Annotated in this window: 18 protein-coding genes; 15 read left to right on the top strand and 3 right to left on the bottom strand. The window is 63.8% G+C overall.

Going from position 1 to position 23,236, the window contains the following annotated elements; genetic code table 11:
* Nucleotides 1–111: 111 nt before the first annotated feature.
* The 3 genes from argH to J8F10_RS02910 all read left to right on the top strand — a co-directional run bounded on the left by argH (nt 112) and on the right by J8F10_RS02910 (nt 2,302).
* Entirely contained in the window at nt 112–1,491 is a 1,380-nt protein-coding gene (argH, locus tag J8F10_RS02900) for an argininosuccinate lyase (RefSeq protein ID WP_210652383.1), read from the top strand.
* Between the two features lie 21 nt (nt 1,492–1,512).
* A complete protein-coding gene (locus J8F10_RS02905; RefSeq protein ID WP_210652384.1) occupies nt 1,513–1,863 on the top strand; it encodes a hypothetical protein in 351 nt (116 codons plus the stop codon).
* Nucleotides 1,864–1,951: 88 nt separating this feature from the next.
* Nucleotides 1,952–2,302 (top strand): hypothetical protein, encoded by a 351-nt coding sequence (locus tag J8F10_RS02910; protein WP_210652385.1) that lies wholly within the window; start codon nt 1,952–1,954, stop codon nt 2,300–2,302.
* 163 nt (nt 2,303–2,465) lie between these two features.
* Here J8F10_RS02910 and J8F10_RS41070 read toward each other — a convergent pair whose 3' ends face one another.
* Entirely contained in the window at nt 2,466–3,668 is a 1,203-nt protein-coding gene (locus J8F10_RS41070) for a phosphodiester glycosidase family protein (RefSeq protein ID WP_210652386.1), read from the bottom strand.
* Between the two features lie 110 nt (nt 3,669–3,778).
* Here J8F10_RS41070 and lysA point away from each other — a divergent pair, with 110 nt between their 5' ends.
* From lysA to J8F10_RS02975, 12 genes are all read left to right on the top strand, one after another.
* Nucleotides 3,779–5,092, top strand: a complete 1,314-nt coding sequence (gene lysA / locus J8F10_RS02920; protein ID WP_210652387.1) for a diaminopimelate decarboxylase — start codon at nt 3,779–3,781, stop codon at nt 5,090–5,092.
* 243 nt (nt 5,093–5,335) lie between these two features.
* Nucleotides 5,336–8,275, top strand: coding sequence for a response regulator (locus J8F10_RS02925; RefSeq protein ID WP_210652388.1), 2,940 nt, complete (start codon nt 5,336–5,338; stop codon nt 8,273–8,275).
* A gap of 429 nt (nt 8,276–8,704) precedes the next feature.
* Nucleotides 8,705–9,466, top strand: coding sequence for a hypothetical protein (locus tag J8F10_RS02930; RefSeq protein ID WP_210652389.1), 762 nt, complete (start codon nt 8,705–8,707; stop codon nt 9,464–9,466).
* 154 nt (nt 9,467–9,620) lie between these two features.
* Nucleotides 9,621–10,226, top strand: coding sequence for a hypothetical protein (locus J8F10_RS38305; protein WP_246522828.1), 606 nt, complete (start codon nt 9,621–9,623; stop codon nt 10,224–10,226).
* Nucleotides 10,227–11,164: 938 nt separating this feature from the next.
* Nucleotides 11,165–11,614: a hypothetical protein gene (locus J8F10_RS02940; protein ID WP_210652390.1), complete on the top strand. Its 450-nt coding sequence runs from the start codon at nt 11,165–11,167 to the stop codon at nt 11,612–11,614.
* A 99-nt stretch (nt 11,615–11,713) separates the two neighbouring features.
* On the top strand, nt 11,714–12,697 hold the full coding sequence (locus J8F10_RS02945) for a DUF1559 domain-containing protein (protein ID WP_210652391.1): 984 nt from the start codon (nt 11,714–11,716) through the stop codon (nt 12,695–12,697).
* A gap of 501 nt (nt 12,698–13,198) precedes the next feature.
* Nucleotides 13,199–14,143, top strand: coding sequence for an NAD-dependent epimerase/dehydratase family protein (locus J8F10_RS02950; RefSeq protein ID WP_210652392.1), 945 nt, complete (start codon nt 13,199–13,201; stop codon nt 14,141–14,143).
* 13 nt (nt 14,144–14,156) lie between these two features.
* Entirely contained in the window at nt 14,157–15,128 is a 972-nt protein-coding gene (locus J8F10_RS02955) for a glycosyltransferase family 2 protein (RefSeq protein ID WP_210652393.1), read from the top strand.
* 24 nt (nt 15,129–15,152) lie between these two features.
* The gene (locus J8F10_RS02960) at nt 15,153–16,094 is read left to right on the top strand and encodes a glycosyltransferase family 2 protein (RefSeq protein ID WP_210652394.1); all 942 of its coding nucleotides are present in this window, start codon (nt 15,153–15,155) and stop codon (nt 16,092–16,094) included.
* 334 nt (nt 16,095–16,428) lie between these two features.
* Nucleotides 16,429–17,565 carry a glycosyltransferase gene (locus J8F10_RS02965; RefSeq protein ID WP_210652395.1) on the top strand — a complete coding sequence of 379 codons (1,137 nt, stop codon included), beginning with the start codon at nt 16,429–16,431 and terminating at the stop codon, nt 17,563–17,565.
* 13 nt (nt 17,566–17,578) lie between these two features.
* Complete coding sequence (locus tag J8F10_RS02970; RefSeq protein ID WP_210652396.1) at nt 17,579–18,733, top strand: UDP-galactopyranose/dTDP-fucopyranose mutase family protein; 1,155 nt, start codon at nt 17,579–17,581, stop codon at nt 18,731–18,733.
* Entirely contained in the window at nt 18,664–20,193 is a 1,530-nt protein-coding gene (locus J8F10_RS02975; RefSeq protein ID WP_210652397.1) for a glycosyltransferase family 2 protein, read from the top strand. Before J8F10_RS02970 ends, J8F10_RS02975 begins: the two co-directional genes overlap by 70 nt.
* A gap of 173 nt (nt 20,194–20,366) precedes the next feature.
* Here J8F10_RS02975 and J8F10_RS02980 read toward each other — a convergent pair whose 3' ends face one another.
* A complete protein-coding gene (locus J8F10_RS02980; RefSeq protein ID WP_210652398.1) occupies nt 20,367–21,962 on the bottom strand; it encodes a B12-binding domain-containing radical SAM protein in 1,596 nt (531 codons plus the stop codon).
* Nucleotides 21,963–21,985: 23 nt separating this feature from the next.
* Nucleotides 21,986–23,197 carry a DegT/DnrJ/EryC1/StrS family aminotransferase gene (locus J8F10_RS02985; protein WP_210652399.1) on the bottom strand — a complete coding sequence of 404 codons (1,212 nt, stop codon included), beginning with the start codon at nt 23,195–23,197 and terminating at the stop codon, nt 21,986–21,988.
* Nucleotides 23,198–23,236: the final 39 nt, after the last annotated feature.

A 23,236-nucleotide genomic window follows, 5' to 3' on the forward strand; every position in this document is an offset into this window, starting at 1 on the left:
TACCGGGCGCCCGAAAGTGTCAGCGGAGTTGGGAAATCCTAAAACCACTTCGTCGCGCCGATTCGCGGAGCCGGTATCGGCACAGCGAGGTGCGTTATCATAGGAACCGACATGAGCCAGAAGACATGGGGCGGGCGATTTACGGGCAGCACCGACTCCCGCGTGGAAGCGTTCACGGAGTCGATTAACATCGATCAGCGCCTGTTCCGACATGACATTGTGGGCAGTCAGGCCCACGCCCGCATGTTGGCAGAAGTCGGGCTGATTACCGCGGACGAAGCGGATCAAATCGTTACGTCGCTGGACGAAATCGGCCAAGAGATCGTAGACGGCAAGATGGAATTCACCATCTCGCTCGAAGACATTCACACGCACATCGAAAAGGCCCTGATCGCGAAACTCGGGGACACCGGTCGTAAGTTGCACACGGGCCGAAGCCGTAACGATCAGGTGATTACGGACTTGAAGCTGTGGACCCGCGACGCGATCGACCAACTCGACGGCTTGCTACTCGATCTCCAGAGAGCGTTCGTCGAGTCGGCCGAGCGCGAGCACAACGTCATCATCCCCGGCTACACGCACTTGCAGCGCGCGCAACCGGTACTCGCAGCGCACTACTTCCTGGCCTACGTCGAAAAATTCCAGCGCGACCGCGAGCGACTACGCGATTGCCGCGCGCGATTGAATGTCCTTCCGCTGGGGGCCGCGGCACTCGCGGGGACGTCCCTGCCGATCGATCGCGAATCCGTCCGCGCGAAACTCGGCTTCGATTCGGTCGCGCGCAACAGTTTGGACGTGTCCAGTGACCGCGACTTCGCGCTGGAGTTCGTGTTCTGTCTCTCAGTGATCGCCACGCACCTGAGCGGGTGGGCAGAAGAATGGGTCATCTGGAGCACCACCGAGTTCAATTTCCTCGACTTGCCGGATGCGTTCTGCACCGGGTCGAGCATCATGCCGCACAAGAAGAACCCGGATGTACTGGAACTCACGCGCGGGAAGTCCGGGCGCGTGATCGGCGCGCTCCAGCACCTCTTCGTGCTGGTGAAGGGGCTCCCGCTGGCGTACAACCGCGACCTTCAGGAAGACAAAACCGCGATCTTCGACGCGATGGACACCGTGGGCGGGTGCCTCGCGGTCGCGGCCCCGCTCGTGCGCCAGACCAAGCTCCGGCGCGAAGTCATTGCGTCGCGCCTGGACGCGGGGTTCCTCGACGCGACCACGCTCATGGAAGCGCTCATCGCTCGGGGCGTACCGATGCGCTCCGCCCACGAAGCGGTCGGCAATCTGGTCCGCGCGTGCGAGCAGCGCAAGTGCCGGCTCAAAGACTTGCCCGACTCGATGTTCGAGAACGTGGCGCCCGCGCACGGTACCGCGGTCAAAGCATCACTGGGAGTGGAGAACGCACTGGAGGCGTTCAAGAGCTACGGATCGACGGCACCGACCGAGGTGGCTAAACGACTCGACGAGTGGAAGCAAAAGCTCGAACTGTAGCCCGGCTATTCGAGGCGCCTTATGGAAGCCTGGATCGCGATTCTCGCGTGTTTCCTCCCGCCGGTTGTGCTCGCATTATTCCCACCGCGCACCCCGAACTGGCGCCGGGCGCGCAAGCCGTTCTGGGTCACGTTCGTGCTCGCGGCCGCAATTGGGGCGGCGAGCGTCGCGTTCATCGACCCCGCAGGGCCGGCGGTCCTGGTTTTCGGTGCCCTGGTCGTGTTCGCGACAGTTGCGACGCTCTGGTGCTACGCGGTCGCGATCATGCGCACCGAATGGAGCGAGTGGCGCGCCCAACGCAACCCGTCACCTCCACCCGAACCGGTCGCGAGCGAGCCGCAACGCGATCCGACGAAGCCCTGGCTCAAGTGAGCGATCAAACTGCACCGAGGACAAGCAGCCGTTGCGAGTGCGGCTGAAGCGGTTATCGTAGGTGTGTACAGACTCACGAGGCCGAACCATGATCCGTGCCCTTCAGCCCACGCCGCTCGTAATCGAGTTCCCGGAAGTTTCGGACGAGGAGCGCGCCGCCGGGATCGCCGCGAACGAAGAGTTCAAAAAGAACGTCGCGTGGTGGAACGCGCACGTGAAGGAGATCCGCGACGCCCACACGGGTAAGTTCGTGTGCGTCGCGGGTCAAGAATTGTTTGTCGGGGACGACTCCATCGAAGTCATGGCACGAGCAACGGCCGCGCACCCGTACCCGGGTTACGGTTTCGTAAGTTTGCGTCTCTCGACTCACCGGGGGCCAAAGATTGTATCGCCTCGCCGTGAATGGCGCACGACCAACGAAACGTGCAGCAAACATTGAGGGCGCGTACTCTGCGTTTCAGGTCGAACACGCGATAGAAATTTCTGTTCTCGGCTACGACGTTCTCCACCTGTTCTCGCTGATCGTGGACCGCCCCGGTAATACGATCTGCCTCATCTGCCCTCCGCACCGCTATACCATTCAGAGCAGCTAATTCGCACCGTTACAGAGGTAGTCCGTGTTTCAAACTCCGGTCGGGCGGGTCCGCGCCGCGGGCCTCGTTGAAGGCGTCTCGGCACTGATCCTGTTTTTCATCGCGATGCCGCTGAAGTACCTCTCCGGGATGCCGGAGTTGGGCAAAGAAGTGGTGTTCTGGGTGGGCGCGATCCACGGCGGGCTGTTCGTCGCCTACGCGCTTATCACGTTCACCGCGTGGGGGCAGGGCGCGCTGCGGGCGAAGCACGTCGGGATGGCCGCGGTCGCGTCGATCGTCCCGTTCGGGCCGTTCGTCATCGACCGCAAACTGAAGGCGTTTGAAGACGCCAACGCCCCCACCGCGCCGGTGACGTAACGACACGCGGTCACTTTTTCGGCAGCGGGCGGGCGTAAACCGCGAGGTGGCTCGCCGCGACCCGCTCCGTTCCGTTCCGGGTTTGTTCGCGTGGATCGGGCGGTTCACGACAGTCGGCACCCCGTCCGCGCCTTCCACCACGAGCGCGGTCGTCCCGCCGCCGTCGAGGTTGATTCCCTCCGTGCAGCCGAGCGCCTTGAGCCATTCGCCGACCTCGCTCGTCATCGCGCCGTCGCTGAACTCTTTCTGGCGCCCGTCGATCACGAGGAAGATGAGTGTTTTGCCGTCCGCGGTAACGCCCGCGGCGGTGCGCGGGTGGATCGATTTGTCGCCCGTAATTACTTCACCCTTCTTTAGAACGATGTGGAACCCGCCGACCGCGTTCTCGATCCCTTCAAAGTTGAACGGCGGGGCCGCGATCGTTGCCTTGTTGTCCTTCGTGAGCAACAGGGCGGGCAATTTCTGCTGACCGGGCGAAACCAACTTCCCGCGGCTGACCTGAACTCCGACCACGTCCTGTTCCTTCTCCTCGTCCTTGTGGATCGGCGCGAACGGCGCGGCGTTGATCGCGAGTTGCAGCTTGTGCCGCTTCAGGAACGTGCTGGTCTTCAGCCCATCTGTTTCGCCGGGCCGGTCCCCGTTGCCGGGCGTGGCCAGAAACTCGATCCCGGGCGCGGTGAGATCGATGCGGACCGCGTGCCCCTTCATCAGCCGGGGCTTTTCGGCGGCCAAATCGGTCTGCTCGACTCCAACGAAGAGCGGCTTCCACGAAGGCGGGTTCGCGAACGGCTCGTCGGCGCCCGCAGAAAAGCCGGCAGCGCCAATTAGAAACGCCGCCAAAAGGACGGATCGCATTTCTCGGTCTCGTGTGCTCAAGACGTAACAGGGTTCGACGGTTATGATACCTTCCCCGTTCCTTTTGAAACGAACTCAGAGGGAACTCACAGAGCCTTCACGGACCCGTCATGGACCACTTCGATTACCGCGACCGCACGCTGTTCTGCGAGGACGTTCCCGTTCCCGAGTTGGCCGAGAAGTACGGCACGCCGCTGTACGTGTACTCACAGGCCACACTCCTCGACCGCTTGAAAGAAGTGCAGACCGCGTTCGCGGAAGCCGCCCCGGTCATCTGTTACAGCGTGAAGGCCAACGGGAACCTTAGTATCGGCCGGCTCATGGGCCAGAACGGGGCCGGGTTCGATGTCACGTCCCAGGGCGAGTTCCAGCGCGCCCTCAAAGCGGGACCGGCCGGGTCGAAGATCGTGTTCGCGGGCGTGGGGAAGTCCGACGCCGAGATCGAGTTCGCCCTGAAGAACAACGTGTTCCTCTTCGACGTGGAGAGCGAGCAGGAACTGCACACCATTGGTGCGGTCGCTCAGAAGCTCGGCGTGAAGGCCCCCGTCGCGCTCCGCGTGAACCCCGACCTGCCGCCGAAGACGCACGTTAAAACCGACACGTCCGTCAAGGGCGTCAAGTTCGGCCTCGACATCGAAACCATCGTGGACGTCGCGAAGGGCGTGGTCGGGCACCCGGGGCTCGCCGTGGTCGGGCTGCACATGCACCTCGGCTCGCCCATTCTGAAGGCCGAGCCGTACCGCATGGGCGCCGAGAAGGGCGTGGCGCTCATCAAGCAGTTCCGCGCTCAGGGTCACGACATCAAGTACCTGAACATGGGCGGCGGGTTCGGGATCAATTACCGCAAGGACGAGGCCAAGCCCGCCAGCGCGTTCGCCGAGGTCATCATCCCCGCGGTGAAGGAATCGGGGTGCCAGCTCATCCTCGAACCGGGCCGCTTCATCGCCGGCAACGCGGCGATCCTGCTCAGCCGGGTGGTGTTCACCAAGTCCACCGGCGGGAAGCACTACATCATTCAGGACGCGGCGATGAACGACCTCATCCGCCCCACGCTGTACGGCTCGTTCCACCGCGTGTGGCCGGTGAACCCGGCGACCGATGTCCCCGTGCGGCCCGATGTGAACGGCGACCCGGACGACCCGAACCCGTTCCGCTCCATGTCCGGCTGCTTCACGCAGGACGTGGTCGGGCCGGTGTGCGAGAGCGGAGACTACCTCGCGAAGGACCGGCCGCTACCGACCATGAAGCGCGGCGATCTGCTCGCGGTCTTCTCGGCCGGCGCTTACGGCATGGCGATGGCCTCGAACTACAATTCGCGCGTTCGGGCGGCCGAAGTCCTCGTTACAGGCCGCACACATCGACTGATCCGCCGCCGCGAGACGTTCGCGGACCTCGTCGCGTGTGAAGAGGATTGCTTAACGTGACGGGCGCTTCCAGAATGCACATCAGATGATCCCGGTCTGCGCAGGCGCGGTGATTCGGACGTGTGTTGGCCCTCTCACGTGAACAGCGTGTGGCGGTGTAACCGGTCCGAAAGCTCGTGAATTGTGCCCCGCCGACCGAGGTTACCCACTTTACCACACCTTTTACGCCGGTTAGCGTGAAAGGTGTGGTTCTGTTGTTGCCATCAGTTCTTACTCGCGCCCGACCGCTTGAGGAGACACCCGGTGAGAACCGCTTCGTTCCTCGCACTCGCCTTGGTTCTCGCGCTGGTGCTCGACGGGCGCGCGGTCGCGCAGCCCAAAGGCCCAGTGCTCAAACCGCTCGAACTCTACGAGCGGTTCCGCACCACGATGGACGAAGGGAAGTTCGACGTCGCGGGGATTTTCCTCGACGAGTTTCTCAAGAGCAACCCGACCGACGCGGACCTCCTCGAAATCGAGCGCAAGTACGGGACGACCGTGTTCCAGACGCTCCGAACCGTGCCCAAATACTCCGACGACCCCGCGACCGAGAAGAAGATCCGGGCCAACATCGAAGAACTGAACAAGCGCGGGCAGGCGGTCGCCACCAAGCAGCTCTACTCTAAAGAGCGCGTCTTCAAGTACATCAACAACCTGGGCAAGACTTACGAAGAGAAGGTGTTCGCCCAGCAAGAGTTGAAGCGCACGGGCGACTACGCGATCCCGTTCCTGGTGGACGCGATCCGCACCAACCCCGGTCCGGACCTGTACACCGGCATCCTCGAGACCATTCCGGTCCTCGAGGGTGCAACGATGGCCGGATGGGTCGCGGCCCTCGACGGGCTCGCCCCGGACCGGCAGTACGGCGTGCTCACCGAAATGGCCAAGCGCCGCGACGTGCTGAGCCTGCTCCAGGTCGCGCAAACGGACTTCACGCCGCACCTGTGGCGCATCCTGTCGCGGCCCCGGTCCGCGAACCCGACGCTGTACGATCTCGCGGAACAACTCGTCAACAAGATCGTCCCGGGCACCAAAGCGGACACGAAGCGCCCGGAAGCGGAACTCACCGCGCTCGCCCGCAAGTTCTACGACCACAAGGCGCGCTACTCGGGCGCGCGAACGAACTCCGATGGCACCCCGGCGCGGGTGCCACTTTGGGTGATCGTTCAGCGCGGCGCGGTGCCGGAACTCACCAAGTTGCCGGAAGTCCCCATCGGCCAAGCGGAAGAGTATTTCGGGCTGCGGTACGCGCGCTGGGCGCTGGACGCGAAGCCCGACTACGCCCCCGCTCAGGGGTTGGTACTGGCGCTCGCGTCCGAACGCGCCGTGGAACGGGCGAAGGGGGGCAACCTCGCGGTCGCGGAACCGGCCGCGTACAAACTGCTCGCCGATGCCCCCTCACAGGTACTCATTGAACTGCTCTCGAACGGGCTGACCGAGAAGCGCACGGCACTCGTGCTCGCGATGGTTCAGGTGCTGGGCGACCGGGCCGACCGCGAGGCCGCGACCGCGCCCGCCGGGGCCGGGAACAAGCCCTCGCTCCTCGTCCGTGCATTGGGCTACCCGGACCACGCGGTCCAGTTCGCGGCGGCCACCGCGCTGCTCCGTTCGCCGGTTCCAGTCCCGGCCGCGACGAAACCCGCCATTGTTGAAGCACTGCGACGTGCGGCCGCGACCGACCCAGGGAAAGTGGGCGAGTCGAAGGGCACCGTGCTGATGGCCGATTCCAGCAAGTTCCGGGCTGATGCTAATACTGTCCTCCTGCGAGGCTTGGGCTACGAGGTGGAACACTTCACCACCGGGCGCGACCTGATCCGGCGGATCGCCCGCGCCTCGGACTTCGACCTGATCTTCATCGACCACCACACGCCGAACCCGGAACTGATCGATCTAGTGTCGCAGCTCGCGACCGACACCCGCACCGCCGCGCGGCCGACGTTCGTGATCGCGTCCGCGGACAAGCCGAAAGTGCCGACGTTCGACCAACTCCTGCTCCGCACCTCGGCCCTCATCGCCGCGACCGAGAACGACATCATCGCGATGCCGGCGCCGTTCGTGGTCGACCCGCGGTACACCGCGATCGAACAAGCCGACATGCGAAAGAAGAGCCAGGAGTCCCGTGACAAAGTGTTCCGCAGTGCCGCGGCCGTCCGCACGTCCCGCCTCCAGCGCGTCACGGACACGCTCCCGCTCACACTCACCGAGAGCCAGAAGCGGCTGATGGACCTCCGCATTCAGCTCATGACCTACGCGATCCTGGCGGCCGAGTTCCCGATCTCGCCCGAATCCACACCGGAAACGGTCGCGGAACTCGAACGCATCCGCAAGCAGATCGACCTCCAACCGCCGTCCGCGGCGTATGGGACCACCCTGGCGACGCGGGATCTCATGAAGCTGATCGAGCGGTTCGAGTTGGACGTCGCGAAATCCAAGATCGCGCAGGAGCGCTACGACTTCTTCCGCTCGCGGGTCGATTCCGAGGACGTCGGCATCACCTTTGAAACGTTCCGCGACCCGGCGATCGAGGCCCGCCTCGCGCGCACACTGAAGAGCTACCCCGCGGTGAAGATCATCCCGGAACCGTACTCGCGGCTCGCGCTCGAAGCGGAATTCAAAACGCTCTTCGCCGACCCGATGATGGTCCCGCGCGACGCCGCCGTGAAAAAGGCCGATGCGCGGACCGCGATCGACTTCATCCGGCAAATGGCAGTCGGCGACCTGCCCGGCTACGAAATCAAAACGGTCGAAGGGGAACTCCGAGACGCGGTGGTCCTCAACCCCGACCCGGACCTCGCTTCCGCCGCGATCGATGCCCTGGAGCGCTTCAAATCGGCCACCGCGCAGCAGGCGCTGCTCCAACTCGCGACCAAGAAAATCGGTACCACCCCGATCGCTCTGCGCCGGAAAGCCGCCGACGCAGTGATTCGCCACGTTCGCACGAACGGCAACGCCGCGACGCCCGAACTGATCGCCGAGGTGACCGATCAGTCGAACGCGGACATCACCCCGGACGCCGAGCTTCGTGCCAAATTCTTGACGCTGAAGGGTATGATCGCGTTTAAGGGTGAGGACTTCACCAACCAATTGAAGGGCTACAACCCGCCGATCGTCCCCGCGGAGCCGAAAAAGGAGCCCGAGAAGAAAGAACAGGAGCAAAAGGAACCTGAAAAGAAAGACCCCGACCAGAACCCACCCCCACAGTGACAAAAGAACACAGGCGGGAGCGCACAGGGCTTCCGCCCTGTGCTACGAAAGTCGGCCCCTCCGGGGCGAAAACTAAAGCCGCCTTCGCCGCGGAGCCGGTGCTTTACACCAGGCCGCCAAACTCTCCTGGAACGAAGGCCAATACTCTCAATGCGTTTCCGCCCCGGAGGGGCCGACTTTTGTAGCACAGGGTGGAAGCCCTGTGCATCTTTGTGCGTCCTTTCTGCATAATGCAAATTACCCAGCTTCCCTATCCGGTCGCGAACACGTCACGCTCAAATTCTTTGAAAGCCTCTGCCCACTCCGGCGGGATATACTTTATTTGGCCGATCCCCGTGAATATTCTGGGGTCACTGCGCAAGCCCCACAGAACTCGGCGTTCGAGCAGTGAACCCGGCGGGACAGACCGGGACCGTGAGGAGTGAAACCATGCCCCGCTCGACCGCCAGCAACCCGTCGAATCAACCGACCATCGAAGCCCTGATGATGCGCTTTCTCGCCAACCGCTCAGACGCCGCTTCTTCGGCAGTCGAGACGGGGGAGAGCGAGGTTGAACCGCACGAGGTCGCGGCCGGGTTCCGAGTAGACCCGCGGGCAGCATGGCTCGACGCAACTTCGCCGCTCACAATGGGGGGGAACGCCCCCGCCCCCGCGGGCCAGCTCCCGAACGAATGGGCCGCGCTCGTCGGCCAGCCGTCGTCCGCGTTCGCTCTGCCGATGGCGGCCGGGCACTTCCCGCAGCGGGTGAAAGACCTGCAACCGCTGCTCACGAAGTTCAGTCCGGCCGAACTGCGGCCGACCGGCACCCAGGGCGCGTCGCCCGCGTTTGCGGGGCTAAGGACCTGGATCGCCAAGAACGGCCCGACGAACCCGCTCGTGGCCGCGGGCCTCGCACGAACGCTGGGCGATTTCGATATCGCCGCGAAGCTCCTCGCCGGTGCGACCGGCGCCGAGAACGAGAAGGCCGCGCTGCTGTGGCAGCGGGGCAAGTGTGCGGAAGCCCTCGCCGCGTGGGACGCGCTGCCGGAATCGGCCGCGGTGCTGTTCAACCGTGGGATGGGTCGGTTGTTCCTGGGCCAGATCGCCGACGCCCGCCTGCTGCTGCAAAAAGCGGTGGACGCGATCCCTGAAACGAGCGGCTGGCACACCCTCGCCCGGCTGTACCTCGCGGTCGCCGAGATCCACGGCTAAATCACCGATAACGTCCGAAACACGCGCCCCGCGGCCGGAAGCTTCCGGCCGCGGGGCGTTGCGCGTTTAACTGCACACCGCGGAAGTTCCACGGCCGTTTCGCGCTATCCGAGAACCCGGCATCATCGCGGTGACACAAAATCGGGGGTAAGTGATGACCGAAGAGGAATGGCTTGTTGCGACGAATGATCCGACGCCGATGCTAGACTTCCTGCGAGGTAAGTCGAGCGACCGGAAGTTGCGGCTGTTCGCCTGCGAGTGTGTTCGGAAGTATCGGGAAATCATGGGTCCAGGTCTGGACTTCCCTCTAGAGCGGATCGAACTCTGCGAGCGCTATGCGGACGGACTGGCGACCCACGAAGAATGGTGGACGGTGACACGGGAACAGGACCATTTCTATCCCTGGAAGGAGAACGACGCCTGGCTCGAAGCGACGAGAGCGGTCGAGGTAGCGGCATGGGCTACGGACGACAACGGCAGGCCGAGCGCCGACGCTAAACCGAAGATGATCTCCTTCGTTCGAGACATCTTCGGCAACCCCTTCTGTCCAGTCGCCGTTGATCCCTCTTGGCTCACGTCCGATGTCATCGCCCTTGCCACAGGAATTTACGTCGAACGCGCCTTTGACCGCCTTCCCATCCTGGCGGACGCCCTTCAGGACGCCGGGTGCGATAACGACGACATCCTGAATCACCTGCGAGGCGACGGGCCGCACGTCAAAGGGTGCTGGGCGTTGGACTTGGTGCTGGGCAAATCGTAATGCAGGACGCAAAGTAGTGTTCGATGTGTACAAATTGTAATAAATTATACTTAGTTCACTATCTGAAGCGATATAATTCAGGTGGCGTCACCTGCGCATTTACGGGCGTCGGAACCGCGAGAGCACGCTCCGCCGGGGCAAAACCGGGTGGGGCCAAAATGTTAGCTGCGCTTCGAGGGAGAACGAGAATATCCAGTGATTTACTGTGCGCGGAGCGAGTCGGCACTCGCTGAGAATCGCACCCACGCGACGCTTCCGGGCTGAAATTGTTAGCGAATGTTAGCCCAAATGCCCGAGTGCGGGACGCGAACAGATGGCGCCTGGAGTGAACCCTGGAGTTCCAGACGTTCGGCAAGGCCTCATTCGTGGCTGTATAGATGTGGCATTATTAACGAGATTAATTTAGCACGAAATTGTACGATTGTAGTGACTGTGAGGTATCTTCGGTTTCATCGGACACCCCGACGGGACTGGCGACCTGGCCGAAGTGCGGGCTCCGTCGGTGCGAACCAACAGCTAAGGGCCAGTGCCGACGCGCACGGAGCCGGGTCTGGTTCACGGCCCGGTGCCGGACTAATGGCAACCTTGGAATCGATTTTCTCGACCGGCTCGGACTAGTGTGGATATTCTAGTGAATCGACGTCATTTTTTGTTAATCTGCTTCGTGCAATAGGGATTCAAGAAGGCAATTCCCTTTATCCTTATTTTCTCACCGCCCGCGTCGTACAATGCTAATTCGCTCGGGAAGTGAGGCGCGACGAGCGCGCGGCGTCCGGCGCGCACCCGTGTCCACACGTGATCGAATTCCACGCCCAGGTGATGACAGGCTCCGTCTCCCCCCGAAATCACCTTAAAAACGGCCCCATCCAGGGGTTTTGTCAGAAGCCGCAAGCGGTCTCTGTTACCCCGTGCCACCGACTCGTTCTTCTGAGAGTCCCATGCAGCACCGTTATTTCGTCGGTCCCCTCCTCCTCGGCCTGTCCGTGTTCGTCGGGTGTTCCGGCAACGACAAGACTTCCGGGAGGGTGTCCATTACCGGAAGCGTCTCGCTCAAGGGTACTCCTCTTGCGGAAGGAGTGATCCAATTCGAGCCGTTGGAGAAGCAAAACACCTCCGCCTCGGTGGTCCTGGTCGGCGGTAATTACTCCATCAGCGCCGCGAACGGCCTCCAGCCGGGGATGTACTTGGTGCGCGTCTCGACCAACGAAGGGCAAAGCAAGCCGCTCGATCCGAACACCCCGCTCACGCCCAGCGGCAACAACCTCCCCGGCAGCCACAAGACCGAAGTGAAGAAACCGACCATTCCCGCGGAATGGGGCGAAAAGTCGAAGCAACAGGTCGAAGTGAAGGCCGCAGGAACAAACAAGTTCGACTTTGAAATCAAGTGATTCGTTCACCGGCTCCCGGCCGGCCGCCGGGACGCGCGGCAAAGTGCGCCCACTCCCTTCCTCTCGCCTTCGTTTTCCCATTTTCCCCTGAGGTCCCCGATGCGTTCTCATCGAAGTGCGTTCACGCTGATCGAACTGCTCGTGGTCATCGCCATCATCGCCATCCTGATCGGGCTGCTTCTGCCGGCCGTGCAGAAGGTCCGCGAGGCCGCCGCCCGCATGAGTTGCCAGAACAACCTCAAGCAGATCGGACTGGCGAACATGAACTACGAAAGCGCCAACCAGAAGTTCCTACCCGGAGTCAGCCAGGCCGGTGGGTGTTGCGCCGGCACTTGGATCATCCCGATACTGCCGTACCTCGAACAGCAGAGCCTGTTCAGCATCGCGCCCACTTTTGGGGCCGCCAACTACGGGTCCAATCCCACTGTCATTGCCACCCGCCTCAAAATGATGACCTGCCCCAGCGACACCGCCACCACCTGGAACGGCGGGTCCGGTGTCCTGCACAATTACGTTCTCAATGCCGGTAACACGAGCCTGTACCAGCAGAACATCCCCTACAACTGCACCGGCGGCACCACCATCGGCTCCGGAAGTTGCGTCAGCTTCGGTGGCGCGCCCTTCGGTTTCTATGGCGACGCCTCCAACGTCACCAATGACAACGACGCCGGCTATGCCAAAACCGGGCAGCAATACACCATCGCCAGCATCTCCGACGGTACCAGCAACACGCTCGCGGTGGCCGAAATTCTGCAAGCACCGACCCAAGGGGCGGACATCCGTGGTTACGTCTGGTGGGGCGGCTCTGCGGGCTTCACCACGTTTCAACTGCCGAACAGCAGCAGTTCCACCGACGTCGTCGCCGGCGGCGCCTGCGGCAGCAACAACACGGCCCTCTACCCTTGCACCACGACGAGCTCCGGCACGCTCCCCCGGCAACTCGTCGCCCGCTCGCGGCACACGGGCGGCGTAAACGTGGCACTCTGCGACGGCAGCGTGCGCATGGTGAGCAACAGCATTGACCTGCCGACCTGGCGCGCCGCCGGAACTTCGCAAGGGGGCGAAACGCTGCCGTTGCAGTAAGTGGAATGTTTGGTGGGATGGCGCCGTGCCCCACGGCGCCTCCTTTGGGCTGAGAGCTTTCCAGGGCTTCGCCCCAATGAAGTGCCCCGGATTGGGGATCGATCTTTTCGCAGGCCGAAAGCCTGCGGTTCCAGCCGTCAGCGGTGGCAGACCGGCGTTCGTCCCGAGACCGGGTGGCGCGGGCCGGTGCAGTAGGGATTCTCTCTTCAGGTGCCACGACCGAGCCACCCGGACGCGGCCGAGCCATTTCGTGTGACGCGCCTGCGTGAAGAATCGAATTGGACCGGACGGGCGTGACGACCGGCAACGACGTGACGGTGCTGGGCAAAGGGGCCTCGCGACGAGTGGGCTTGATTCGCGACGATTCGGCCCATTACACTTCCCACCCAACACTCGGGTCGCGACACAACCGCCAACAGGGGACCGGCGGACGGACCGGTTCGCGGCGCGGAGCGTTCGACTGGAACTCTTTTGTTCCGCGAAACTTCAGGAGACTGCATCGTGCCGCAGCGCGTTCTCGTAACCGGCGGACTCGGCTACCTCGGCAGTGTCGCGTGCGAACACTTCCTCGCGGCCGGGTACGAGGTGACCGCCCTCGATAACCTCATGTACGGAGCGGGGCAGGGGTTGTTTCACCTCTGCGCCAACCCCGCGTTCGATTTCATCAAGGGCGACGTCCGCGACGAGAGCGTGATGCGCAACGCCATTAAAGGCGTGGACGCGATCGTTCACCTGGCGGGGATCGTGGGCGCTTCGGCGTGCGACCGCGATCCGGCATTGGCCAAGTCCGTGAACCTGGAATCGGTGCGGCTCCTGAACCGCCTCCGCAGCCCGAACCAGCTCGTCGTGTTCCCCAACACGAACAGCGGGTACGGCGCCACCACCGGGTCCGCGCTCTGCACCGAAGACACACCGCTCGAACCGATCTCGCTGTACGGCCGAACGAAGTGTGAGGCCGAACGCACGCTGCTCGACAGCCCGAACGCCGTGACGTTCCGGCTCGCGACCGTTTTCGGGCTCTCGCCGCGCATGCGGCTCGATCTGCTCGTCAACCACTTCGTGTATTCGGCCGTCAAGGATGGCTACATCGTCCTCTTCGAGAAGGACTTCAAGCGCAACTTCGTTCACGTCCGGGACGTGGCTGACTGCTTCCTGCACGCACTGGTGAACGGCTCGAAAATGTCCGGCCGACCCTACAACCTCGGGCTGGACTCCGCGAACCTCTCGAAAGAGCAACTCGCACTTGCCGTGAAGAAGCAGGTGCCCAAGTTCTACATCCACTTCGCGGCGATCGGCGAAGACCCGGACAAGCGCAACTACATCGTGTCGAGCGCGCGGCTCAAGGAGGCCGGGTTCGAGGCCAAGCGCTCGCTGGAAGACGGCATTCGCGAACTGATTAAGGGCTACCGGATGATGGGCCGGGGGCCGTACCAGAACGCCGGGTGAAGGAGCACGACCGATGCACGATCGCGTATCCCGTCGGCGGCGCCGGCGGCGGAACCCGTATGCCGGGCTGATCCACCTGCTGAACAAGCGGTACCACGACGAGTGGCAGCGCGCGGAACTCCTTCAGAACGACCTGAACGGGTTGCAGGGGTCCAAGTTCGCGAAGGCCGCGGAGTGGCTCCGCGTGCAACTGCGGCGGTTCATCCCGCACCCCGCGATCGTTCCGAAGTTCATCACCGAGAAGGCCGAGCCGTACCGCGGGCCGGAAACGACGGTGCCGGACGCCCGGGTGAGCCTCATCATCCCGTTCCGCGATCGCCCCGAATTGCTGCGGAACTGCTTGCGGAGCCTGCGCCGGAGCACGTTCCGCAACACCGAGATCGTGCTCGTCGATAACGGGAGCGAAAGCCCGCGGACCGGGCGCTTGCTGGCCAGCATCGGGGCGCGCCAGAACGTGCGCCTCGTGAGCTGTCCCGGGCCGTTCAACTTCTCGCTCCTGTGTAACGCGGGTGTCGCGCGGGCGACCGGCGATCACCTCCTGTTCCTCAACAACGACACCGAGGTGTTCACGCGCGACTGGATCGAGCGCCTCCTGCTGTTGGCGGCCGATCCCGCGGTGGGCGCTGTGGGTGCGACGCTGCTGTATCCGGACCGCACCATTCAGCACGCGGGCCTGTTCCCACGCAGCGACGGCACCTGGGTTCACCCCTACCGTGGCCACCCGGAAGATGAACCCGGTGCGGACGGCGAACTGCGGATCGTGCGGACCGTTCCCGCGGTGACGGCTGCCTGTATGCTCGTGCGCCGAGATGTGTTCGAGGACGTGGGCGGGTTCGACGAGAACCTCCCGCTCTCGCTCAACGACGCGGACCTGTGCCGCCGGATTCGCGCGAAGGGGCGGTCGATTGTTGTGACCCCGCACGTGCGGATGTTCCACTACGAGGGGCTGAGCCGCGGGTTCACCGTCGACCCGACGATGGCCTGACGAGAACTGCGTAACGGGAACCGCATGCGACCGAGTTTCTCACTCATCGTCCCGACCCGCGGGCGCGGCGAAAAGCTTCGCCGGTTCCTCGACAGCGTGGCGCGGACCGCGTACCACCCGGAGCGGATCGAAGTCGTGCTCGTGGTGGACGCGGACGACCCGGCGAGCCTCGTTGAGCATCCTAAACTGAGCGTGCGCCCCGTCGTTGTGCCACCGGGCTTAACGATGGGCGCGCTGAACAGTGCCGGGTTCGAGGCGACCACCGGCGACTATGTGATGCTGCTCAACGACGACGTGATTGTGCGGACCCCCGGATGGGACGCGATCGCGTTGAACTGTTTCCACCGGTTCCCCGATCCGTTCGTGTTGGTCCACGTCAACGATACGCTGATGCGGGACCACCTTTGCACGTTCCCGCTCACCTCGCGTGCATTTTGCGAACTGGTCGGGGGGATTTGCCCGCCCGAGTACGCGCGTTACCGGATCGACGACCATATTGAAGATGTGTTCAACCTGTTGGCCGTGCTCGGTACCCAGCGCGTCGTGTATTTGCCGGACGTGGTGTTCGAGCACGACAACGCGGTTCACCACCCCGAAGCCGGTTTGGTGTACATGTCCGATCCCGTGATTCTGGCTCTGGACGCGCCGCGGTTCGATACGCTGCTTCCGAAGCGTAAAGAACTCGCGCTTCGCGTGCGTGCGGCGATTGAAGCGCGGACCGATCCCGAGAGTGAACGGGTGCGACGCGCGACACTCGAGGCCGTGACGTTGTCGTTCGATATTCGCACCCCCGGCCGGCAACTCGTCGTGCGAACCCCTTGGTGGATGGCATCTTGGGAAGCTGTGCGAAACGCTTTGGCCGCGCTCGGACGCGCCCGACACAAGAGCGCACGAGGAATCATTCAGGCGCTCCGGAAGCGACTCCCCGGCCGGCCGATCTTGACACCGCGCGAACAACCGGGCTAGGCTCTCCGTCCCGAGTGATTCAATCATCGTGATGGGCACCCCGCGCGGGAGAAGGAACTCCGTGAGCGCCACCTCGCACAAGTCCGTGCCCCCGCCGCCGGAAGAAACAATCGACTCCGTTCGTGCGACGCGAGCCGCCACACCGGTCGAGTTTCTCGGGTGGCTGCCGGTCTTCAAGCGGTTCGGGAATTGCGGAACGCATCCACTCTTCGGACACACAGAGGCTCCCCCAGCAGGCTACAAGTTCGTTCATTCCGGTCGCGCCACAGCCGACGACGAGACACTACCGCTAACTCGCGGTCAGCGAATCACGCGGACGTTCTCTACTCTCGGCATGTCGGTGACCGTGTTCGCACAGACGGCATTCCGGTTCGGGGCGATTCGCAGTCTCGTTACGCTGTTTTGGTGCGTGCGGCTGATTGTCGGGCTGATTCGCCAAACGGGTCGCGTGATGCCGGCGGTGCGGTTCGCGCACTCCCGGAACTTCCAGTCACAGGTCATGGCGCCGCGGCGGGCGGAACTCGCCTTTCTGACGAGCGTGCCCTTCACCTATGGTCAGAACCCGTGGGTGATCGAAATCGAGGACGCGACGACGCTGTTCTACCCGTTCATTCAGAACGGCCAGACGGCCGGGCTGGATGTCCAGCGATCGCCGTACTTCGCTACCGTCAAGGCGCTGCTCGAAGCAGAGAACTGCCGCGGGATCGTGACGCACATGCGGTCCACGGCGGACATGATTCCCGCGCTGTTCCGTAGCGAAACGATCGCCCGGAAGGTGACGTATGCTCCGCTCGGCGTCCAACTGCCGGACGAGTGGCAAACGCACGACGAAGACGGCACGGTGAACCTACTGTTCACCAATTCCTGGCACCAGAATCGTGACAGCTTCTTCCTTCGCGGTGGGTTGGATGTGCTGGAAGCGTTCGACGTGCTTCGCAGACGCTACCCGCAACTTCGGCTCACGATCCGTTCCGGCCTTCCGCGGCTCGACGAGCGCTACTACCGCATTCTGGAATCGGGCTGGGTTCGAGTGATCGACCGGTTCCTCCCCGTCGAGCGGATGACAGAGCTTCAGCGCGAATCGCACATCTATTTGCTCCCGGCCGCGCGCATTCACATCGTGTCGGTTCTCCAAGCAATGTCTTACGGGCAGGCGGTGGTGGTTTCCGACGGATGGGGAATGGACGAGTACGTCGAGCACGGGCGCACGGGGCTGATCGTTCCCGGTCGATACGGGCAGGTATCGTGGGCCGACCACGAGGCCGGTGTGCTCCGCGAGAACTACGGTCCGATGTACACAGCGGACAAGAAAGTGGTCGACGGGTTGATCGAATCGGTGTCGCTGTTGATCGAGCAGCGCGCGGTACGCCGGCGGCTCGGACACGCGGCCCGCGCGGACGTGCAGACGCGATTCACCCCCCATCAGTGGAACACCGCTCTCAAAAACGCCTTCGATAAGGCCCGCGGGTGAACGAGGGATCGCTGTGCTCGATGATGTGGACCTTCTGGTGTGCGGGGCGGGGCCGGTCGGGTGCGTGATCGCGGAGCGCGCGGCCACGGTGCTCGGCTGGAAGGTGCTCGTCGTGGATCGGCGCGCGCACATTGCGGGAAACTGCCACGATTCACCGGCGTCCAACGGGGTTCTCGTTCACAATTACGGCCCGCACTACTTCCGCACGAACGACGAAGAACTGCTCCGCTACCTATCCCGGTTCACGGAGTTCATCCCCGCGAATTACGAGGTGCGCTCACACGTTCGCGGGGAATCATTCCCGTTTCCGATCAACCTCACCACGCTGGAGCAGTTCTTCGGTCAGCCGCTCGATGCGGAAGCCGCGGAGCAACTCCTGGCCGCCCGGCGCGTGCCGATCGCGAACCCGGCGAACTCCGAAGAATTCGTACTGAGTCGCGTCGGTCGCGAGTTGTACGAAGCGTTCTACCTGAACTACACGCTGAAACAGTGGGGCGTTCACCCGCGCGACCTCGACCCGCAAGTGTGCGGGCGCGTCCCGGTGCGCCTGGACCGCGACGCCCGATACGTTGGGCACCGGTTCCAGATGATGCCAAAGGGTGGGTTCACCGCACTGTTCGCGCGCATGTTGCGGCACCGCAAAATCCGCACGCTGTTGAACTGTGATTTCACCGAAGTGCGTGACCTGATCCGCCCGCGGTGCGCGACCGTGTATTGCGGTCCCGTCGACGAATACTTCGGGAACCGGCTCGGCAAGTTGCCGTACCGCTCGCTCCGGTTCGAGTTCGTGCCGCACGCCACCGAATGGCGGCAGCCCTGTGTGCAGATCAACTACCCGAACGACTTCGATTACACGCGGTCGGTGGAAATTAAACACGTTACCGGTCAGCGGCATTCGGAAACGGTAGTGAGTTATGAAACGTCCGCGTCGACGGGCGAGCCGTTCTACCCCGTTCCGCGCCGCGAGAGTGCGGCCCTGTACGCCCGGTATCGCGAACTGGCGGAAGCGGAAACGGCGCGGAACGGCGTGTATTTCTGCGGGCGGCTCGCGCAGTACCGATACTTCAACACCGACGAGGTGATTCAGGAGTCTCTGGCGTGTTTCCAAACGATTCGCCGCCGGTTCGCGGGCGCGCCTGCCTCGTCGTCGACGACCCGAGCGGCCTGATTACCGACGCCCCGGCTCTGCGCGATTTGCTTCAAAACGGTTGGACTGTTCACGTCCTCGCGTGTGCGGGAACTGAAGCTGGTGTTGCAACGCGCCTGCGCGCGGCTGGTATCGGCTACACCGACCTCACCGCGATCGAGCCACCGGCTGATTTTCGTGTACACGAACTTCACGGCGACGGACCCGCGGAGCGCTCGGAGTTGGCGCGCCACGCGGTCGAAGGGCTGCATCGCGAACACAACTTCGATGTCATCGAGTTCAGCGCTCGCGGTGGATTGGGCGCGAGAGCGGTTCAGGCGAAGTGTGCGGGGCTGGCGCTCACGGACGTGGCGCTGGCCGTGCGGCTCGACGGGAGCACACAACGCGATCGCGAAAGTCGTCAGCGTTGGCCCTCGGACTTCGCTGCGGTGGAGGGCGATTATCTCGAACGATTCGCCTTCGAGGGTGCCGATATTCAGTGCGTGCCGGACGATGCACTGGCTGCGTTTGTGCGACGGAACGGGTGGGCCATTCGACCAGATGCCGTGACTTCTGCGGTTGGGTACAGCCGGTCGCCCGCGGTTGCTAATCCCAACGCGAGCGCCTTACCGCTCGTGACGATCGCGATCGCGCACCACAACCTCGGTCGCTACTTTCCGGACACGCTCGCCACGCTTGCGGCTCAAACGTACCCGAACATCGAAGTCATCGCCATCGACGACGGTTCGACGGACGTGGCTTCGGTCGAAGTGTTCGAGTCGATGCGGGCGCGGTACCCGGCGTACCGGTTCCTCCGCCAAGAGAATGCCGGCATCGGAGCAACTCGGAACCGGTGCCTCGAACTCGCCACCGGCGAATTCTTCGTACCCGTCGACGCAGACAATCTCGCGCGCCCAGACATGATCGCGCGGTTCGTCACCGGGATGCAGCGCAATCCGGGGCTGTCAGCGATGACGTGTTACTTCCTCGCGTTCGATGTCGACGCACCCAACCTGCACCCCGAACGTTACCTCTACGCGCACCGACCGGTGGGCGGGCCGCACGCTCTGGCCGGTATCCGCAACGTGTACGGCGACGCGAACGCGATCTTCCGTACCGCTGCGTTGAAGGCTGTGGGCGGGTACGAAACCGATCGCGGAACGTCGTGCGAGGACTGGGAAGCGTTCGTGAAACTGGTCCACGCGGGGCACAAGATCGGCGTTGTGCCGGAGCATCTGTTCTACTACCGGCACCGCCCGGGCGGGTTCTCGCGCAGCACGAACTGGTTCGCGAACCACCAGCGGGTGCTGCGTCAGTTCGCGAACCCGGGCACACTTCCTCCTGCCGATGCGCTCGCGCTGTGGACGGCGCTCCTTGGGTTTCACCAGCAGCTCGAGTACATGCAGAACGCACAGCCTCCGCGCCGCCATAAGCTCGCCGATCGCGCGTACTCGGTGCTGGGCAAACCGCTCAAATGGGTGCGCCGAATCGGACGGAGATGAGTCCGGGTGAACGGCCGGCGTGAGCCGGCTGGTGAGAGCCGCGAAGAGTTTTTGACAGGATCGACACGATCAAGATCTGAAAGTACCGCCCGCTCGTTAACACTCGCGGGTGGGTTGGCGTCCTCACCGGCCGGCTTACACCGGCCGTTCGCCCAGTGCCGGTCCGAACGAGCCTAGCGCCGGGTGAGTTGGAGCACTTCAGGTGCGGGAGCACTGACCGTGTTGTCTGCCGGGAGGAGCGTCGGCGGAACGTCGAGCGCACCGGTGAGCAGGTCGCGTTCGAGCCGGTGGGCCGTCATGCGGCGAATGTCCTCCACCGACTTCGTACCGAACCGGTTCTCGATCAACTGCAAGTACCCCGGGTCCGTGTAGTGCTTCAAGAAAGCCGCGTCGCGGAACTTGAGCACCTCGCGCGCCGGCAGGTATCGTGTCGGGAGGGGCAGGCAGTCGCGCGAGTGCTGCGAGTAGCCGGTCCACCGTTGCGGCAGCGGCACCCCGCGCCGCAGCGCGAGCGCGTACAGCGGCGAACCGGGGTACGCCATCGCCGAGTAGAAATTGGCGAACTCGCACTTCAGATCGAGCGCGAGATCGAGCGTCGCCCGCATGGTCGCGTGGTCGTCTTCCGGCAAGCCGAAGATGTAGTTCCCGATGACGCTGATTCCGGCCGATTGGATCTGGCGCACGATCCCGTACACCTGCTCTTGCGTGAACGCCTTATCCACATCGGTGCGCACCCGGTCGGCCCCGGCCTCGATGCCGACCGCGAGCCAGTTGAACCCGGCCGCCTTCAGCTTGTCGAGCATCCCGTCCTTGATCGTGTCCACACGGGTGTACGCCCAGATGTTCAGATCGTAGCCGCGGGCGATGATGCCGTCGCAGATGCCGACGACGTGTCGCTTGTTCAGCACGAACATCTCGTCGGCGATCTTGATGTTCCGCACGCCGTGCTTGTTCACGAGTGTGTCGATCTGCGCCAGGACGTGGTCGACGCTCCAGAAGCGGTAGCTGTTCGGCGGCTGTTTTTCACCGGGCGCGCCGACCTCGCCGTTCTTGAACGGCGCCTGGATGCAGCAGAACGAGCACTGGTAGGGGCAACCCAGAGTGGTGTAGATCGCCGCGTAGGGCTGGCGTTCTTGTCCGCCGAGGCAGTGCCAGTTGTGCGCGCGGTACCGGCTCATCGGGAGCAAGTCCCACGCGATGCCCGGCATCTCCGCATCGAGCCGAGTGAGCAGCGGGGCTTGCGCGGTCTTGCAGAGGCGCGTGCCGTCGCGGTACCAAAGTCCGGGGACCGCACTCAAATCGGGCGCGGGGGACTTCAGTGATTCCACGAGCCCGACGAGCGTGTAAAGCCCCTCGCCGGCCGCGACGAAGTCGGCTTCCTCTTCTCGGAGCGTTCGTTCGGGCAGGGCCGCGACGTGGCCGCCCAACAGCAACACCGGCTGGTCCGGTGCGGTCACTTTGATCGCGGAGCAGGCGCGGCCCACCGCGGTCATGATCTGCGTGGAAGCCGACGGCTGGTGCCCGTAGGCCACCACCGCCGCGAGTACCGGCTTGAGGTACGCGACGCGGTCCGCGACTTCCGACGCGGACAGGCACTCGGCTTCCGCGTCGATGATTTCGACCGACAGCCCGCGCTGGCGGCAGAACGTCGCCATCAGCCCGGCCCACACCGGGTTCTCCACGGCCGCGAGGTCGGTGCCGAGCGACTGGTACACCTGCGTTCGGCTGCTCGGGTTGATCAGAACGATATCGAGTCGGTTCGCCGTCATGGTGGTTCCGCGTTTGAGGGTGTTCAGCGCGCGAGGCCGTTCAGCAGGTCGCACAGCCGGAGGATGCGGTCCGCTTCCAGGGTCGGGTAGTTGCCGATGTAGAAGCCGAAGAAGTGAACGTGGTCCGCCAGGGGGCACTGCTTCCAGGCGTCGTCACCCAGGAGCCGGCGCAGGTACGGCTGGCGGAGCTGGTTACCGCCCCCGGCCGTGCCGCGCCGGAACTCCACGCCGCTCGCGCGGAGCGCGGTCGTCACCCGGTCGCACAGGGCTTGGTCCGGTTCCCTAAGAACGAGCGTGAAGGCGTAGTTGCTGCTCCCCTCGGTGCGGAAGTCGGTGCGGTACAGCGTGGGGTCGAGGTTCCGCAGGAACAGCATGAAGTTCGCGGTGCGGCGCTGGTTGTTGTCGTCGAGCCGGCGCAACTGCGAGCGCCCGATGACCGCGTTGACTTCGGTGCTGCGAACGTTATACGCGGGGAACGCGAAGATGAAGTCCGGGTTCAGGTCCGGGAACTGCTCCACAAAGTCCCGCTTCCGGCTGTCGCTGCTCAGCTCGCGGACCATTCCGTGACCCCGGAACATCCGCACCGCTTCGTACAGGTTCTCGTCGTCCGTACAGACCATCCCGCCTTCGATGGTGCTGAGGTGGTGCGCGTAGTAGAAGGAGAAGTTGGACGCCCACCCGAAGGTGCCGAGCTTCTGGTCCTCGAACGTCGCCCCGTGCGACTCGCACACGTCTTCGATGAGCGGGACGCCGCGGGTCTTCAGTTGGTCCAGGAGCGGGCGCGTCAGCGCGTTGTACCCGAGCACGTGTGTGAGGAACACGGCCCGCGTGCGCGAGGTGATTTTTGCCAGGATCTGGTCGGGGTCCATGCCCAGGGTGCGGGGGTCAATGTCCGCGAACACCGGCGTGAACCCGCAGTGCAACACGGCCGCGATGTCCGACACCCAGGTAATCGCGGGGACGATCACCTCGCCCCCCTCGGGGTGAAGCTCTTTCAGCGCCGCGATCGTGACGAGGTTCGCCGACGACCCGGAGTTCACGAAGACGCTGTGCTTCACTCCGAGCCACTGGGACCACTCTTCCTCGAAGGCCCGCACGTTTTTCGATTGCGTGAGGATCGGATCGTCCTGCTGGAGCAGGTCGATGACCGCGTTCAGGTCTTCGCGGGCGATGTTGTTCTTCATCAACGGCCAGTTCAGTTTGGCCGGAGCGGTGGCGGATTTGGTCGTCGGCACGCTGATCCTCCGTGATGTTCGACTACATTCGGCTGCATG

Source organism: Gemmata palustris, from assembly GCF_017939745.1.
GTDB lineage: Bacteria > Planctomycetota > Planctomycetia > Gemmatales > Gemmataceae > Gemmata > Gemmata palustris.

Bases quoted from the DNA above. Each gene is read 5' to 3' on its own strand.
- argH (WP_210652383.1), top strand. From the start codon at position 112: ATGAGCCAGAAGACATGGGGCGGGCGATTTACGGGCAGCACCGACTCC.
- J8F10_RS02905 (WP_210652384.1), top strand. From the start codon at position 1,513: ATGGAAGCCTGGATCGCGATTCTCGCGTGTTTCCTCCCGCCGGTTGTG.
- J8F10_RS02910 (WP_210652385.1), top strand. From the start codon at position 1,952: ATGATCCGTGCCCTTCAGCCCACGCCGCTCGTAATCGAGTTCCCGGAA.
- J8F10_RS41070 (WP_210652386.1), bottom strand. From the start codon at position 3,668: ATGCGATCCGTCCTTTTGGCGGCGTTTCTAATTGGCGCTGCCGGCTTT.
- lysA (WP_210652387.1), top strand. From the start codon at position 3,779: ATGGACCACTTCGATTACCGCGACCGCACGCTGTTCTGCGAGGACGTT.
- J8F10_RS02930 (WP_210652389.1), top strand. From the start codon at position 8,705: ATGCCCCGCTCGACCGCCAGCAACCCGTCGAATCAACCGACCATCGAA.
- J8F10_RS38305 (WP_246522828.1), top strand. From the start codon at position 9,621: ATGACCGAAGAGGAATGGCTTGTTGCGACGAATGATCCGACGCCGATG.
- J8F10_RS02940 (WP_210652390.1), top strand. From the start codon at position 11,165: ATGCAGCACCGTTATTTCGTCGGTCCCCTCCTCCTCGGCCTGTCCGTG.
- J8F10_RS02945 (WP_210652391.1), top strand. From the start codon at position 11,714: ATGCGTTCTCATCGAAGTGCGTTCACGCTGATCGAACTGCTCGTGGTC.
- J8F10_RS02955 (WP_210652393.1), top strand. From the start codon at position 14,157: ATGCACGATCGCGTATCCCGTCGGCGGCGCCGGCGGCGGAACCCGTAT.
- J8F10_RS02960 (WP_210652394.1), top strand. From the start codon at position 15,153: ATGCGACCGAGTTTCTCACTCATCGTCCCGACCCGCGGGCGCGGCGAA.
- J8F10_RS02965 (WP_210652395.1), top strand. From the start codon at position 16,429: ATGTCGGTGACCGTGTTCGCACAGACGGCATTCCGGTTCGGGGCGATT.
- J8F10_RS02980 (WP_210652398.1), bottom strand. From the start codon at position 21,962: ATGACGGCGAACCGACTCGATATCGTTCTGATCAACCCGAGCAGCCGA.